The organism is uncultured Alcanivorax sp. (genome assembly GCF_947258575.1).
Taxonomy (GTDB): domain Bacteria; phylum Pseudomonadota; class Gammaproteobacteria; order Pseudomonadales; family Alcanivoracaceae; genus Alcanivorax.
This window is the reverse complement of the sequence record NZ_CAMYIV010000008.1, coordinates 1-14,750: the sequence shown is the minus strand read 5'-3', so window position 1 is coordinate 14,750 and position 14,750 is coordinate 1. Positions and strand designations below refer to the sequence as shown.

The window sequence follows — 14,750 nt, the reverse complement described above, 5'->3', positions numbered from 1 at the left end:
GGGTCTAATTCAAGTTTTCTCAACACAGAGCTGGGTGTTTTGGCGCAGCGAACTGTTACAGAACTTTCCGCATAGATCACCAGGGCCCGCCACGGAAAGTGGCGGCATTATGAGGGGTGAGTGACGGCTTGGCCAGTAGGGCGTCCGGGGGTTAGGGGGTGGCCGCTGTCGGCGCCAGATCCTTGATCCAGTATTGCTGCTCGTCATCCGCCATGCGTGGATCGAAATCCAGGCGGATATGGCGGGGATAACCCTGCTCTGGGTGGTAGTCCACCTCTACCTGGTGCCACCCTTTGCGTTGTTTTTCCTCAATCAGGGCAAACCAGGCTTCCACGGTGCGGGCCAGGGGGCGCAGCTCCTGGTTAGCCGGGTCTTCAAGCCGGGCCTGTTGGTCGCTGACAAGGATGCTGGCAGGCTGCAGCGCTCCTGCGCCGCAGTAGCATTGCTGGCGGGCCTGGTAGCGGTAGTGCTCCAGGCCCTGGTCGGCCCAGCGCTGCCGGGCCTCGGCCAGGGGATCGTTTTCGCTGGCGTTGCTGCCCGCCTGACAGGCGGACAGCAGGGTGGCAAGCAGCAGTGTTATCAGCGGGTGCGAGTTCAGCATGGGGTATTGCCTCTACGACGCAGCAACACCAGCAGTGCCAGCAGGCCGGTCAGGAAGCCTGCGCTACCGCCGTCATCGCCGAAATCTTGTGGCACAGTGCCGTCGTTAAGGGTGTTGTCATCGCCGGTTGGAGTGATGTCGTTGTTCAGGGCGATGGTCGCCGCCGCCGAGGGCGTGGAGCTGCCTGCACTGTTGAGGCTGGCTACCCGGTAGCGATAACGGTTGCCGATGGTGACTCGGGTATCGGTGTAGCGGGTGCTGTCGGCATTCAGCTCAGCGATGGCCTGCCAAGCCAGCCAAGTATCGCCGTCCCGGCGCTGGCGTTCGATGCGGAAGCCGAATTCATTGTCGGCATTATCCTGCCATTGCAATACCACGGCGGTGTTTTGGCGCTGTGCCTGCAGGTTGTCAGGGGCAGCCGGTGCGCGCTCGAAGAGCCGCTCCGCGCTGTTACTGAGCGGTGAGGGGCCCACGGCATTGAAGGCCTGCACCTGATAGCGGTATAGCGTGCCTGCGAGGACTGAGCTGTCATCGTGGCGGGTCTGGTTGCTGCCCAGCTCGGCGATACTTTGCCACTCGCTCCAGGTCTGCCCGTTGAATTGCTGGCGCAGAATCCGCAAGCCGGTTTCGTTGTCCGCATTGTCCTGCCAGGTCAGGCGGACGGCGTCTTCCAGCAGGCGGCTGGTCAGGTTGGAGGGCGCTTCGGGCCGTGAACCAAACTGAATCTCGGCCAAATTGGATGGAGCGGAAGCCAGCGTGGCGTTATGGGCAATGACGCGGTACTGGTAGCGCTCGCCGAGCACAGCGGTGCTGTCCAGATATTGCTCACTGTTCGTGGCCAGGTCTTCGACAAGACGGGTCCAGGCTGTCCAGCTGCCATTGTCGTCCCGGCGGCGCTGGATTTCGTAGCGTTGTTCATTGTCCGCCTGGTCGCCCCAGGTCAACTGGATGCCGCCTTGCGCCAAGGCTGTGGCCAGGTTGACCGGGGCTGCCGGTGTGCCTTCGACCATGATGCTGACGATGTTTGAGCTGTCGCCGGTGATGTCGCTGCCTTCGGCAATGACGCGGTATTGATAGTTGAGATCAGTGTCGATGCCGGTGTCGATATGGGTTTCGCTGTCAGCCGGAAGGCTGATCAGCGGCGCCCAGCTATTGTTGTTACTGGAGCGCTCGACCCGGTAGCCGGTTTCGGTAAACGCCCGGTCGGTCCAGGTCAGAGTCACCTGTGGTGGCTCCTGCTGGACCTGGGCCTGCAGGTTGTTCGGCTGGCTGGACACAATGTTATAGGCCAGAGGGGTGCTCAGTTGGTTGTTACCGGAAAGGATGTCTTTCACTTCGCTGCCACTGATCGTGGCTGTCTGTGTCAGGAGAGCGTCAGCCGGGGTACTGCTGATGATGCGTAGTGTCAGGCTGGCAGGGGCGAAGGGCGGTGTCAGAGAGCAGCTATAGCTGCGCTGATCCGGGGCAATGCTGCAGTCACCATCAGGCAGGGTCAGTTGGTCGATCCGGGCATTGCTGAGAGTCCCCTGCAGCTGGATTTGGTCCGGTGCTCGTGAGGCTTGCTGGTAGTCCACGGTAAAGGCCAGGGCCAGGGTGGTGCCGGTGCTGTTGTCGAAGCTCTCCGGGTTGGCGCTGTCGGCGCTGAATCCTGCATCCACCGGGTAGTTGAAGCAGGCATCGTGGTTGCCCAGGCTGTCGACCTTGGCGGTCATCTGGGCTACCGAGCAACTGGAAAAGCCGGTGGCGCTGGGGTCGGCATAGCTGGACATGATATTGCCGTTGCCGCAGTAACGCTCCGGGTTGTCGACCTGGTCGGCTTCCACATTGTCGTGGTTGGCGCCGAAGTTATGGCCGATCTCATGGGCCATGACGATGGCCGTCAGGGGAATGTTGACGTACTCCTGGGTGACGCCGGTGGCGTAGCCATTGGTATTACAGAGGGTGCCGACATAGGCAAGGCCCACCGTGGAGCCATCGAATTCACGGCCTGAGAGCAGTTCGATCAATGGGCTGGAACTGGAGGTGTCGGCAAACGGGAAGGTGTGGTACTTGTCGCGCAAATCCACAAGCAGTTCATTGGAACTGGTGGACTCCAGCAGCAGCTCTTCACTGGGAAATTCCACATGCAGGTTGTCGAACACCATGTTCAGATCGTTGCGGTAGAAACCGTCGATGATGTTGAGCAGTTCCACCACCTTGTCCTGATAGGTATCCGGGTGCTTCTGTTGAAACAGGTGGTCGACGATCAGGTATTTCTCCGGCAGCAGGCAGACACCGTCCACCTGCTCGGTGCACATCTCTTCCAGTGTGGCCGCGGCAATGTGGTACTCGCCTGAACGAGCGCTGGCCCCTTCCCGGGTCGGCAGTTCCAGCGAACTGTGGGCGCCATTGCCTACGCCGCAAGTGCCGGGTGCCTGCAGGCTTTGCAGGGAACGGGCAACGGGGAGGTTGTTGTGCTGGCTGAACGCGGCGCTGTCGATAATGTGCATTTCGCCATTCAGTGACACCACCCCGGACCAGTCATCTCCGAGCTGGGACAGGCGCACCCAGCTTCCCGGAACCTGTTCCAGAGAGCCGCTGTAGTGATTGCCCTGAAGGAGTTTGCGGTCCGCGTCGGACATGCCGATCCGGGCGCTGCTGGGTTCCAGTACCGCCCGGTAAAGGCTGCCATCAATAAACAGTTCGGTGCTGGTTTGAGGGTCTGCAGCGGCTGCATGGCTACCCGGGAAAAGCAGGGTAGCCAACAGCAGGCCGAGCCAGGATGCCAGTGGCCGACGGAAGCGCATTGCCATGGGTGGTTCTCCCCCTTACTGGGTTTTTCGTATTTTCGGTGTGGTTATTTCGGTGTAGACGTTGCGAGGGATTTTGCGTACCTGCGGGCGGGTATGTTGTGCGGCGTATCCCATTCTTCACTATCTGAACGGGCGTGCAGGGTTGTTTGGGGTTCAGACAGCGCTAAAACAGGGCGCTTAGCTGCTGCGCTGCCTGCTCTACCTGATCGGGTGCTGGGTAGGAGAAAAGGGCGTGGATTACGGCCAGGGCGTCTGCGCCCCACTTCAGTAGCTGGGCGCCGTTGCTAGGATCAATGCCGCCGATGGCGACCAGCGGAATCGTCAGCCGCTGACGGGCCCGGTCGAGGATGGCCGGATCAGCGGGTGGTGCCTGCGGTTTGGTGCGAGAGGGGAAGAAGCGCCCGAAGGCCACGTAGTCGGCGCCTGCCGCGGCGGCCTGTTCTGCCAGGGTCAGATCGCTATGACAGGTAACGCCAATGATCTTGCCCGGACCCAGCAAGCGCCGGGCGCGGGCGATGCCGCCGTCGCTCTGACCGATGTGGACGCCGTCGGCATCAATGTCGGCGGCCAGGGCCGGGTCATCGTTGACCAGAAAGAGGGCGCCATGCTGTCGGCACAGGGCTTGCAGCTGGGCGGCGCGCTGGCGCCGTTGCTCCGGGGTGGCGGTCTTGTCCCGGTATTGCAGCAGGCGGGCGCCACCGCGCAGAGCCGCCTCTGCGGCTGGCAGTAATTGCCGATCGGGGATCAGGGCCGGGTCGGTGATGGCGTACAGACCGTGGATGGCGGGGTGCTTCATCGCCGGTCGGGGACGTGCTGGCCCTGGCCCGGGCGGAAGGCGTTGCGCAGGAAGCGGTCCACATGGGCCTGGCCGTCTGCCACTGCATTGGCCAGGGATTCCCCGTGGCCGCGCAGGCAGGCAATGGACGACGCCAGGGTGCAGCCGGAGCCATGATAGCTATGTGGCAGACGCTCCCAGTTCCACTGTTGTTCACCGTCGGCGCTGAACAGATGGTTGGTGACCTGGTCGGTGTCGTCGTGGGTGCCGGTGATCAGGGCGGCGCGGCCGGTGCGTTGAATCAGCGCGGCGCCACAGTCGGCCACGGATTCGCAGCCGGTGAGTGCCTGGGCTTCGGGCAGGTTCGGGGTCATCACGTCGCAGAGGGGTGCCAGTTTTTCCAGCATGGCATCTGCCAGGGATTCGCTGGCCAGGCTGCCGCCGGCTTCGGCGGCCAGCACCGGGTCGAGCACCACTGGCACGCCGGGCAGTTGCGGCAACAGCTCGGCGATAAAATCGATAATGGCTACGGAACCGGTCATGCCGATTTTCACTGCCTGGAAGTCGTAGTCTTCCAGCAGGGCGGTGGCCTGCTGGCGCAGCAGATCCACGTCGGTGAGCCGGAAACCGCGCACGTTCTGACTATTCTGCACGGTGAGCCCGGTGATCAGGGTGGAAGCAAAGCCGCCCAGGGCGCGAATGGCTTCAATGTCTGCATGGATACCGGCTCCCCCGGAAGGGTCATGGCCAGCGATGACGAGAATATTGGGTTTCATAAAAGCATGCCTGACGCTGGACGCCTGACGTGCGGGCGATCTTCTCGTCCGGTGTCAGGCGTTAAGCGTTTTTCAGAATGGTCGCACTACCGCCAATATAACAATGGCCACCAGGAGAAACACGGGGATCTCATTGAAGATTCGGTAAAACTTGTCGCTTTTGGTATTGGCGTCGGCGGCGAATTTTTTCAGGTAGGCCAGGCAGACGTGGTGATAGCCGATCAGCAGGAACACCAGGGTCAGTTTGGCGTGCATCCAGCCGAAGCCTTTGTAGGCGTCCCAGTTGGCCATCAGCATCCACAGGCCTAGCAGCACGGTGACGATCATGCTGGGGTTCATGATGCCCCGGTACAGTTTGCGTTCCATCACCTTGAAGCGTTCCCGGCTGACGGTGTCTTCCGCCATGGCGTGATAGACGAACAGTCGCGGCAGGTAAAAGATGGCGGCAAACCAGCAGATCACGGCGATCAGGTGGAACGCTTTGATCCAGAGCAGGTGGTCCAGGGCGAACTGCATCATGATGTGGCAAATCTCCGCAGTGTAGTGAGTGGAGGGATCGGAAGTCAGAGCGTAGACTATACCGACTTCCTGCCATTGTTTCGTCAACCTGCATTGATTGCCAAGGAGTCCCGTGAATAAGCGGCCACGCCATCGTCGTCTGATGCGTTACTACCTGTTTCGCACTCGCCGCGTGAGTCGTCGTCAGTTGGGGTCCTGGGAAGACTGGAAGCTGCGCGCGGTGTTCTGGATCGGTGCCGTGCTGGTGGGGTTGCTGGTGGTGGCGTTCGCCTGGGTGGCAGAACTGGCGTCACACACTTTTATCCAGATACACGAGCAATCGCCGCTGTTGCCAGTGCTGATTACGCCGCTGGGCATGCTGTTGATTGTCTGGTTGATGCGTCAGCTGGGCACCGAATCCCAGGGCAGTGGTATTCCCCAGGTGCTGGTGGTGCTCAAGCAGCGCTACCATTGGCTGCGCCCCACCTTTCTTTCTCTGCGTGTGATCTTCGGCAAGTTCATTCTGACCTGCCTGGGGTTGCTGTGCGGCGCCAGTATCGGTCGCGAGGGCCCCAGTGTGCATATGGGCGCCGCAATGATGTATTCGGTGGGTCGGCTGGGACGCCTGAATCAGAAATATGTGGATAATTCCCTGATCGTGGCCGGTGGGGCCGCCGGGGTGTCGGCGGCGTTCAATGCGCCGCTGGCCGGCATTGTATTCGCCATTGAGGAGCTGTCCGGCTCCTTCGAGCAGCGCACCAGCGGTACCCTGATTCTGGCCATTATCCTGTCCGGTGTGGTGGTGCTGATGATCATGGGGCACTACAGCTTTTTCGGGCATCCGCAGGGCGCCCTGGATATTACCCGGGACTGGGCGGCGATTGGCGTCACCGGACTGGTATGTGGTCTGTTCGGCGGCCTGTTCAGCCGGTTGCTGATCAAGGGCAGTCAGTTTCTTTCTCCCCATGCCAGGGCGCACCCCTATCGAGTCGTGCTGATGTGCGCACTGGTGTTGGTGTTGCTGGGGCTGCTCACCGGTGGTGCCACCTATGGCAGTGGCTACGAGCAGGCCAGTACCCTGCTGGACGGGGAGCACCCGGGGAACTGGAGTTTTGCCCTGGCCAAAATGTCCGCCACTCTGGTGTCCTACTTCACCGGCATTCCCGGCGGACTGTTCTCGCCGAGCCTGGCTGCGGGGGCCGGGTTCGGTAATGTCATTGGCGGGTTCTTCCCGGAGTCTTCCCTGGTGGGGATTACCCTGGTAGCCATGGCGGCCTTTCTGGCTGGCGTGATCCAGCGTCCCATTACCTCTTTTGTGATCGTCATGGAGCTGACCGGTAACCGCCATGACATCCTGTTGCCGCTGATGGCCGGGGCGTTTCTGGCAACGGCGGTGGCCAAGATCGTCTGGGCCCGCCCGCTTTATGATTCCCTGGCAGAGCGGCTGTCGGATGGGCGCGGCATGGCGCTGGAAAAACCCCGGGAAAAAGGTGAGGACGGGGGCGCGGAACGGGCCGCGGGGAAGGAACCCGAACGGCAATTACCCGGATAAGTTGCCGGTCTCGGGTGGCGCCCCTATCATGCGGGGTCATTTGTTAAATGCAGTTCCCTGGTTAGCAGGGTGGAGAATGATATGGCAGAGCCCCTCAAGGTCGGCGTAGTTGGTGGTACCGGATACACTGGGGTGGAATTGTTGCGCCTGCTGGTCAACCACCCCCATGTGGCTCTGGATGTGATTACCTCCCGGGGGGAGGCAGGTACCGCGGTGGCGGATCTGTTCCCCTCCCTGCGCGGACGCACCGACCTGGTCTTTAGCGAGCCGGACGTGAAGCGGCTGGCCGCCTGTGACGTGGTGTTTTTCGCGACCCCCCACAATGTGGCCATGCGCATGATGCCCGAGCTGATGGATGCCGGCGTGCGGGTGGTGGATCTGTCCGCGGATTTCCGGCTGCGTGACCATGAATTGTGGAGCGACTGGTACGGTGAACCGCATGCGTGCCCTGAATTGCTGGCGGACGCGGTGTACGGCCTGCCGGAAGTGAACCGGGAAAAGTTGCGTGATGCGCGACTGGTGGCCTGTGCCGGTTGTTATCCCACCGCCATCCAGCTTGGCTACCTGCCATTGCTGGAAAACGGCTGGATCAAGCCGGACCAACTGATTGCCAACGCGGCCAGTGGTGCCAGTGGTGGCGGCAAGGGGGCCAAGGTGCCCATGCTGCTGGCGGAAGCTGGTGAGAGCTACAAGGCCTATGGCGCCAGTGGTCACCGTCACCTGCCGGAAATCGAACAAGGCCTGGCGGATATCGCCGGTGGGCCGGTCAGGGCTACCTTCGTGCCGCACCTGATTCCCATGATCCGCGGTATTCATGCCACTCTCTATGGGCAGCTCACCGACCAATCGCCGTCGCTGGAAGAGATCCAGGCGGCCTATGAGGCCCGTTATGCCAATGAGCCCTTTGTGGATGTGATGCCCTTGGGTAGCCACCCGGAGACCCGTTTCGTGAAAGGCGCGAACACCTGCCGGATTGCCTTGCACCAGCCCCGGGGCGAGAACGTGATTGTGGTACTGTCGGTGATCGACAACCTGGTCAAGGGAGCCTCCGGGCAGGCGGTGCAAGCGATGAATATCATGTTCGGGCTGGATGAAGGGGCGGGACTGGCAGTCGTTCCGCTGATGCCCTGATATGGCACGCAAACCGAAAAGTCGGGCAGGCATTGATGATGTGATGCTGATGCCGGTGAGTCCGTCCCGGCAGAAAAAACGCCGCCGGTTGTGGACCGTAGCCCTGTTGATCCTCGCCGTAGTGCTGTTTGCCGGCGGTTTCTGGACCGGTAGCAGTGGCGCCCTGGATACTTCTGCGGCCAACCAGCGCCTGCGCAGCGATCTGAAGACCGCCAAGCGTGAGCTGGAAGCGGCTCGTAATGAGCTGGCTCTTTACCGCACCGATACCGAAGTCACCCGGGAGGCCCGGGAAACCCTGCGCCAGGAGATAAAATCCCTGCGCGATCAGGCCGCCGAGCTGGAAGAGGCGGTGGTGTTTTACAAGAGCGTCATGGCGCCGGGTGCCAGTGAAGGGCTGCAGATTGAAAAAATGGTGCTGCAGCCGGATGATGAAAACGGCTTTTACCGCTACCGCTTGGTGCTGGTGCAGGCAGGGGATAACCGCAATTACCTGTCTGGCGACATCAGTCTGACCCTGCGTGGCAGCCGTGATGGTGAGGCTTTTTCCCGAAAGGGAACCGACTGGCTGGAAGATGGCAGTGAGACGCGCTTCCGGTTTCGTTACTTTCAGGAGCTGAGTGGCCGCTTTCAGGTACCGGAAGGGGTGGAGCTGGACGCTGTGGACGTAGAAGCTGAGAGCGGTGGCAGAAACCGTTATCAGATACAAAAAACCGTAAAATGGCAGTAGGAGAGACCCGTGCTTGGCCGAGACAAGAAATCCGCAACAGGTAGTACATCCGGTTCGTCCCAGGACTATCGTAACCACACCCTGGTCGCGCCCAGCGCCACGGTTCGGGGTGATATCGAATTCACTGGTGGCCTGCACGTGCAAGGCACCGTGGAAGGCAATATCAGTGTGGGCAAGGACGGTGGCCGTCTGATTATTGGTGAGACAGGTGTGGTCAAAGGTGAGATTCAGGTGCCCAATGTCATCATCAACGGTCGTGTGGAAGGGGATGTGCACGCTACCGAGAATCTGGAGCTGGCCGAGAAAGCCGCTGTGGAAGGGAATGTCTATTACCTGATGATCGAAATGGTCATGGGGGCCCGGGTAAACGGCAAGCTGGTGCGGCTGGATGATGAGCGTCGCAACCTGCCGGCACCGGATGCCACGGGCAAGAATGCCGGCAAGACCGCGACCAAGTCTGCGGTAGCTGAATAATTCTTGACTGTTTTAGTCGGGTACTGGAACATAATCAGCCCGTTGGCCTTATCGGCCACGGGCCAATCTGCCACCCGTTGCTAGCGAGAGTATGACCGAAATCGCCCCGATCTCATTCACCGATGCCGCCGCCGCCAAGGTCAAGGAACTGCGTGACGACGAAGGCAATCCGCAACTCAAGCTGCGCGTGTATATCACGGGGGGAGGCTGTGCCGGTTTTTCCTATGGCTTCACTTTCGATGAGGCGGTCAACGACGACGACACCATCGTTGAAAAGGAAGGCGTTACCCTGCTGGTCGATGCCATGAGCATCCAGTATCTTGATGGTTCCCAGGTGGACTACGAGAAGGGGCTGATGGGCTCGCGCTTTGTGGTCAGCAACCCCAATGCGGCCACTACCTGCGGCTGCGGGTCTTCTTTCTCCGTCTAGGCTTTCCTGTCCCTCTGTGGGAGCGGTCGTTCGACCGCGATTCTCCCCGGTTTTTGAAATAACCGCCTTGGCAGCCACTTTCGCGGTCGAACGACCGCTCCCACAGGCGTTTGTTGCATGAAGCGTGCAGCTTTTCCTGCTGTCACAAAACCTTCACCGTTTGATCAACTTTCCGTCGTTTTCGTGGGAGACACTGTCCCCATGATGACTACTAAACCCACATTTCAAAGAATGACCGCCGCGGACACCCGCGCCATGTGCTGGTTGCTTCAGCAGCCCCAGGCTGCCCGTCGCGCTCGTATGGCCCGTCTGGTGTCGCGGCTCGGCGATGGGCCCTTCTATGTGGCCCTGACACTGCTGATCTGGTGGATGGATCGGCAGGGGGGCAGTGTATTTGCCCTTACCGCCATGGCCGCCTACGCCCTGGAGGTGCCGCTGTTCGTGTTGTTGAAGCACCTGATCAAACGACCGCGCCCTGCGGATGCACTGGAAAGCCTGTCTGCGTTTATCCAGCCGGCAGATCGCTTCAGTTTCCCTTCCGGTCATACTGCGGCCGCCTTTGTGATGGCATCCCTGCTCTGCGTGTTCTACCCGCCGGTGATGCTGTTGGCGCTGGGTCTGGCGGTGATGGTAGGGCTGTCACGGGTGCTGCTGGGCGTGCATTACCCCAGCGATATCCTCGCTGGCGCCACCCTGGGCGTCAGCTGTGCCATGCTGGCGCTCTGGCTGGTTTAGTCTTCCCCCTCGACGATCCTCTCCCGCTCTGGCCATACGGCCGCACAGTTTTCTAATCCTCCGTAGGAGCGGCGCTCGAGCCGCGAATTTGCTTGCGATAAAGGCCGGATGGCTCGCGGCTCATACCCGTGGGGCACAGAGAGCGCCGCTCCTAAGGGGGATGGCGAGGTTATGAGAGGCGGCTCTTCGCCTTTCAGGGCAAGGTGACCTGGCCCAGAATGGCTTCTCTGGACGCCCCGGTGACCACCGGCGCATTCCCGTTCCTTCTCTCCAAACGTGCCCATGCCAGCCAGGCAAAGGCGGCGGCTTCTACCCAATCCGGGTGCAGGCCCTCGCTCTCGGTGCTGGTCACAGGAATACCCAGATGATGCTGTAGCCGTGCCAGCAGGTGGTGGTTGTGGGCGCCGCCGCCGCACACCAGCAGTTGCTGCGGGGAGAAATCCCTCAGTGCGTCACTGATGCTGCAGGCAGTCAGCTCGGCCAGGGTGGCCTGAACCTGTTGTGGTTCACTGTGGCCAGGAAGGTGCTTTGCCAGCCAGTCCCCATGGAAAAGCTCGCGGCCGGTGCTTTTGGGGGGCGGCAGACGGAAGTAGGGATCATCCAGCAGCTGTGCCAGCAGCGTCGAGTCTGGCTCGCCGCCAGCGGCCCAGTCACCGTTGCGATCGAACGGTTGCTGGCGGTGCTGCTGGATCCAGTGATCCATCAGTACATTGCCCGGGCCGCTATCGAAACCGCCCAGCAGGGTGTTGCCGTCCAGGAGGGTCACGTTGGCCATGCCGCCGATGTTGGCAATGGCGCGGCGCTGGCCGGGGCGGGCAAACAGTTGCTGGTGGAAGGGCGGGACCAGGGGTGCCCCCTGGCCGCCCAGCGCCATGTCCTTATTGCGGAAGTTGCTCACCACGCTGATGCCGGTTTCCACCGCCAGGGTATCCGGGCAGCCCAGCTGCAGGCTGAAGCCACTTTCGCCGGGCCGGTGGCGTACGGTCTGGCCGTGGCAACCAATGGCGCGTATCTGCTCGGGCTTCAGGCCGGTTTGTTCCAGCAGGGTTTGGCAGGCCGTTGCATAGCACAGGGAGAGTTGGCGGCTGACGGTCCCGGCCCGGTCAATTTCGTTGTCGCCAGGCTGGCATAGGGCCAGTACCGCGTCTTGCAGGGCGTCGGGCAGAGGCTGGGTAAGGGTTCCCTGCAGGGAGAAATGTCCGTCACCGATCCGGGTCAGCACCGCGTCGATGCCATCCACGCTGGTGCCGGTCATCAGGCCAATCAGGTAATCGCCAGGGGTGTCAGAGGACATCGCTGCTTGCCAGGGTTGAGGCCTCGGCGAACAGGGTCATCTGGGCCTTGAGGCGATTGGCGGCAATCAGGAATTCCGAACGCTCATTGTCGTTGATGCCTCGCGCCTTGGGCAGGGGCACGGTGAGCGGATTGCGGTGAGAGCCGTTAATGCGGAATTCGTAGTGGAGGTGCGGACCGGTGGCGAGGCCGGAGGCGCCCACATAGCCAATGGTCTGGCTCTGTTTGACCCGTTTGCCGACGCGGATGCCCTTGGCAAAACTGCGCATGTGCGCGTAAAGGGTGGTATAGATCTGGCCGTGTTTGAGAATGATCACGTTGCCGTAGCCTCCCTTTACCCCGGCAAAGATCACCTTGCCATCGCCGGCGGCCTTGATCGGAGTGCCGGACGGGGCGGCATAGTCGATGCCTTTGTGGGCGCGAATCCGATTAAGTACCGGGTGTTTGCGGCTCAGGTTGAAGCGCGAACTGATTCGGGAGAAGGCCACCGGGGTGCGGATGAACTCCTTGCGCATGGAGTCCCCCTTGATATCCAGGTATTCCACATCGCCGGACCGGGTTTCGTAGCGGAAGGCGGTCAGATGGCGGTCCTGATTCCAGAACTCGGCCATCAGGATATCGCCCTCGCCCACTTTCTCGCCGTCCAGGTACAGCTCTTCATAAATAATGCGGAACCGGTCGCCCCGGCGAATATCGAGGACGAAATCCACGTCCCAGGCAAACAGATTGGCCAGCTGCATGGTGAGCTTGTCGCTGATGCCGGCAGCGGCGCCGGCCAGAAACAGGGAGTCGGTGATGTCCGCCTCGGCAAAGCGGGTCTGTTTCTGGTATTCGCGCTGGCTCAGACGGGTTTCCCAGCCGCCGCCCCTGAGGCGGGCAGTGAGGGTTTCCACTTTGGAGGGGTGGTACTGCACCTGAGTCAGTCGGTTGTCGTTATCCACGGTGACCTGAAGGGTTTCGCCTGGGCGGATCTTGGTCAGCCGCTGCAGCTTGTCGTCGCTGTTGATCAGGGCGAATACCTGGCCGGCGCCGACGCCCAGCGGTTGAAGCAGCGAGGACAGGCTGTCACCGGCTTCCACGGTCAGGGTTTGCCACTCTGGTGCCTGCGGGGCTTGTGGCTGTGGCTCGGGTTTGCGGGCCGGCTTGGCCGGCAGGGAAATTGTCTTTGCCTGTTGTCTGGGTTGTTCCGGGGGGCTGTCGGGGCTAAGGGCAATAAGGATGACGCCGCCCAGCAAAACCATGCTCAGCAGTAAATGGGTGCGGGGGAACTGGCGCACCAGCCTGCCAGCAGAGGATAAAAGTTCTTTCATGGAGAGTGCGAAGGACCTGGTTGGGTAAAAAGCCGGTCGTGCCCGGGAGGCACAGCGAAAACTGACCTGCAAAGATACCTGCCTTCTCTGGCCGCGTTCAAGTGCTACAATAGCCGGCTTTCTCGCAGGGCTTTATTCCTGCGTCAACGGTACCCGGACAGTATAGAGGTAGGCATGGCCACGGTGGACGAACAACTGGCGCTCATTTCCCGCGGTGCGGATGAAATCATCCAGGAAGACGAATTGCGGGAAAAGCTGGCCTCTGGCCGGCCCCTGAGGATCAAGGCAGGGTTTGATCCCACCGCGCCGGATCTGCATCTTGGGCATACCGTGCTGATTAACAAGATGCGCCAGTTTCAGGAGCTGGGCCATCAGGTGATTTTCCTGATTGGTGATTTCACCGGCATGATTGGTGATCCCACCGGCAAGAGTGCGACCCGGCCACCGCTGACCCGGGAGGATGTGCTGCGCAATGCGGAGACCTACAAGGAGCAGGTGTTCAAGGTCCTTGATCCGGCGAAAACCCGGGTGGTATTCAATTCTGACTGGATGAATGAGGTGGGGGCTGCCGGCATGATCAAGCTGGCCGGGCAGTACACCGTGGCACGGATGCTTGAGCGTGACGATTTCGATAAGCGCTATAAGGGCAATCAGTCCATTGCTATCCACGAATTCCTCTACCCGCTGGTGCAGGGCTATGACTCTGTGGCGCTGGAAGCGGACGTGGAGCTGGGTGGCACCGATCAGAAGTTCAACCTGCTGATGGGGCGTACCCTGCAGAAGTCCTATGGTCAGGCGCCGCAGATCTGTCTGACCATGCCGATCCTGGAGGGATTGGACGGGGTGCAGAAGATGTCCAAGTCCCTTGGCAACTATGTGGGGGTGAGCGATGCGCCGGGGGAAATGTATCGCAAGCTACTGTCTCTTCCCGACAGCCTCACCTGGCGTTACTATGAACTGCTCAGTGCCTGTTCCAACGAGCGTATCGAGGCACTGAAAGCGGAGGCAGAGACGCTGGGGTCTCCGCAGGAGGCCAAGAAGGCCTTTGCCCTGGAGATGGTCGAGCGGTTTCACGGTGCCCAGGCAGCGGCCGCAGCGCCCAAATCCGCGGGCAACCAGATTGCCCTTGGCGACATCCCGGACAACCTGCCTGAAGTCGAAGTGCTGCTGGGCGAGCAGGACAGCATTCATATCCTGCCGCTGCTGCGAGAGGCGGGTCTGGTGCAGAACGGCAAGGCCGCCAAGGATGTATTCGGCCGTGGGGCGGTTTATCTGGATGGTGCCCAGCTCACCGAGGAGCGCAGTTTCGGTCGGGGTGAGAGCCTTGTGCTGCAGGCGGGCAAGAAGAAGATCGCCCGGGTGATCCTCAAATAGGTCGATATCGGTGGTTTTTCCATCGATTTGAGCAGAAAGTGAGCGGTTAGACGGTTTTTCTGAAAAAGTGCAAAAAAGGGTTTGACTCCCCCAGCGAAATCCCTAGAATGCGCACTCCTCGACGGGGCAACAACGAAACACGCCACGGACGAGACGCTCTTTAACAATCAGGCAAGCAAACGTGTGGGACCTGTTCGGGACGATGTCTTTACAGATAATCAGTTCTGAACGAGTCAACAAAGTTTTTGTTAATTCAGATGATGAACTGAGCATGGTTTAAGT

14 protein-coding genes are annotated in these 14,750 nt (G+C 60.9%); 7 read left to right on the top strand and 7 right to left on the bottom strand.

All coding sequences use genetic code 11. The annotated features are described in order from the left end of the window. Positions 1-151 precede the first annotated feature (151 nt). From Q0Y02_RS08340 to hemJ, 5 genes are all read right to left on the bottom strand, one after another. Positions 152-601 carry a DUF6174 domain-containing protein gene (locus Q0Y02_RS08340; RefSeq protein ID WP_297766873.1) on the bottom strand — a complete coding sequence of 150 codons (450 nt, stop codon included), beginning with the start codon at positions 599-601 and terminating at the stop codon, positions 152-154. Next, positions 595-3,393, bottom strand: coding sequence for a M12 family metallo-peptidase (locus Q0Y02_RS08335; protein WP_297766871.1), 2,799 nt, complete (start codon positions 3,391-3,393; stop codon positions 595-597). Before Q0Y02_RS08335 ends, Q0Y02_RS08340 begins: the two co-directional genes overlap by 7 nt. Before the next feature lie 163 nt (positions 3,394-3,556). Then, positions 3,557-4,189: a thiamine phosphate synthase gene (thiE, locus tag Q0Y02_RS08330; RefSeq protein ID WP_297766870.1), complete on the bottom strand. Its 633-nt coding sequence runs from the start codon at positions 4,187-4,189 to the stop codon at positions 3,557-3,559. Then, a complete protein-coding gene (locus Q0Y02_RS08325; protein ID WP_297766868.1) occupies positions 4,186-4,944 on the bottom strand; it encodes a hydroxymethylpyrimidine/phosphomethylpyrimidine kinase in 759 nt (252 codons plus the stop codon). Before Q0Y02_RS08325 ends, thiE begins: the two co-directional genes overlap by 4 nt. Before the next feature lie 72 nt (positions 4,945-5,016). Further along, positions 5,017-5,460, bottom strand: coding sequence for a protoporphyrinogen oxidase HemJ (hemJ, locus tag Q0Y02_RS08320; RefSeq protein WP_297767010.1), 444 nt, complete (start codon positions 5,458-5,460; stop codon positions 5,017-5,019). Between the two features lie 115 nt (positions 5,461-5,575). Between hemJ and Q0Y02_RS08315 the strand changes: the two genes are divergently transcribed. The 6 genes from Q0Y02_RS08315 to Q0Y02_RS08290 all read left to right on the top strand — a co-directional run bounded on the left by Q0Y02_RS08315 (position 5,576) and on the right by Q0Y02_RS08290 (position 10,491). Continuing rightward, positions 5,576-6,994 carry a chloride channel protein gene (locus tag Q0Y02_RS08315; protein ID WP_297766866.1) on the top strand — a complete coding sequence of 473 codons (1,419 nt, stop codon included), beginning with the start codon at positions 5,576-5,578 and terminating at the stop codon, positions 6,992-6,994. 81 nt (positions 6,995-7,075) lie between these two features. Beyond that, positions 7,076-8,125 carry an N-acetyl-gamma-glutamyl-phosphate reductase gene (argC, locus tag Q0Y02_RS08310; protein ID WP_297766864.1) on the top strand — a complete coding sequence of 350 codons (1,050 nt, stop codon included), beginning with the start codon at positions 7,076-7,078 and terminating at the stop codon, positions 8,123-8,125. Position 8,126: 1 nt separating this feature from the next. Beyond that, complete coding sequence (locus Q0Y02_RS08305; protein WP_297766862.1) at positions 8,127-8,852, top strand: DUF6776 family protein; 726 nt, start codon at positions 8,127-8,129, stop codon at positions 8,850-8,852. Positions 8,853-8,861: 9 nt separating this feature from the next. Then, positions 8,862-9,326, top strand: coding sequence for a polymer-forming cytoskeletal protein (locus tag Q0Y02_RS08300; protein WP_297766860.1), 465 nt, complete (start codon positions 8,862-8,864; stop codon positions 9,324-9,326). A gap of 91 nt (positions 9,327-9,417) precedes the next feature. Further along, a complete protein-coding gene (gene erpA, locus Q0Y02_RS08295) occupies positions 9,418-9,756 on the top strand; it encodes an iron-sulfur cluster insertion protein ErpA (protein WP_297766858.1) in 339 nt (112 codons plus the stop codon). A gap of 201 nt (positions 9,757-9,957) precedes the next feature. Then, positions 9,958-10,491 carry a phosphatase PAP2 family protein gene (locus tag Q0Y02_RS08290; protein WP_297766856.1) on the top strand — a complete coding sequence of 178 codons (534 nt, stop codon included), beginning with the start codon at positions 9,958-9,960 and terminating at the stop codon, positions 10,489-10,491. A gap of 193 nt (positions 10,492-10,684) precedes the next feature. On the opposite strand, the gene Q0Y02_RS08285 is transcribed toward Q0Y02_RS08290, so the two are convergent. Continuing rightward, entirely contained in the window at positions 10,685-11,785 is a 1,101-nt protein-coding gene (locus Q0Y02_RS08285) for an anhydro-N-acetylmuramic acid kinase (RefSeq protein ID WP_297766854.1), read from the bottom strand. Next, entirely contained in the window at positions 11,775-13,094 is a 1,320-nt protein-coding gene (locus Q0Y02_RS08280) for a peptidoglycan DD-metalloendopeptidase family protein (protein ID WP_297766852.1), read from the bottom strand. The genes Q0Y02_RS08285 and Q0Y02_RS08280 overlap by 11 nt, the downstream gene beginning before the upstream one ends. Before the next feature lie 174 nt (positions 13,095-13,268). Here Q0Y02_RS08280 and tyrS point away from each other — a divergent pair, with 174 nt between their 5' ends. Continuing rightward, on the top strand, positions 13,269-14,468 hold the full coding sequence (gene tyrS / locus Q0Y02_RS08275; RefSeq protein ID WP_297766850.1) for a tyrosine--tRNA ligase: 1,200 nt from the start codon (positions 13,269-13,271) through the stop codon (positions 14,466-14,468). Positions 14,469-14,750: the final 282 nt, after the last annotated feature.

What these genes read in the sequence shown, in the direction of transcription:
- Q0Y02_RS08340 (WP_297766873.1), bottom strand. Translation starts at nt 601, where the DNA reads ATGCTGAACTCGCACCCGCTGATAACACTGCTGCTTGCCACCCTGCTG.
- Q0Y02_RS08335 (WP_297766871.1), bottom strand. Translation starts at nt 3,393, where the DNA reads ATGGCAATGCGCTTCCGTCGGCCACTGGCATCCTGGCTCGGCCTGCTG.
- thiE (WP_297766870.1), bottom strand. Translation starts at nt 4,189, where the DNA reads ATGAAGCACCCCGCCATCCACGGTCTGTACGCCATCACCGACCCGGCC.
- Q0Y02_RS08325 (WP_297766868.1), bottom strand. Translation starts at nt 4,944, where the DNA reads ATGAAACCCAATATTCTCGTCATCGCTGGCCATGACCCTTCCGGGGGA.
- hemJ (WP_297767010.1), bottom strand. Translation starts at nt 5,460, where the DNA reads ATGCAGTTCGCCCTGGACCACCTGCTCTGGATCAAAGCGTTCCACCTG.
- argC (WP_297766864.1), top strand. Translation starts at nt 7,076, where the DNA reads ATGGCAGAGCCCCTCAAGGTCGGCGTAGTTGGTGGTACCGGATACACT.
- Q0Y02_RS08305 (WP_297766862.1), top strand. Translation starts at nt 8,127, where the DNA reads ATGGCACGCAAACCGAAAAGTCGGGCAGGCATTGATGATGTGATGCTG.
- erpA (WP_297766858.1), top strand. Translation starts at nt 9,418, where the DNA reads ATGACCGAAATCGCCCCGATCTCATTCACCGATGCCGCCGCCGCCAAG.
- Q0Y02_RS08290 (WP_297766856.1), top strand. Translation starts at nt 9,958, where the DNA reads ATGATGACTACTAAACCCACATTTCAAAGAATGACCGCCGCGGACACC.
- Q0Y02_RS08285 (WP_297766854.1), bottom strand. Translation starts at nt 11,785, where the DNA reads ATGTCCTCTGACACCCCTGGCGATTACCTGATTGGCCTGATGACCGGC.
- Q0Y02_RS08280 (WP_297766852.1), bottom strand. Translation starts at nt 13,094, where the DNA reads ATGAAAGAACTTTTATCCTCTGCTGGCAGGCTGGTGCGCCAGTTCCCC.
- tyrS (WP_297766850.1), top strand. Translation starts at nt 13,269, where the DNA reads ATGGCCACGGTGGACGAACAACTGGCGCTCATTTCCCGCGGTGCGGAT.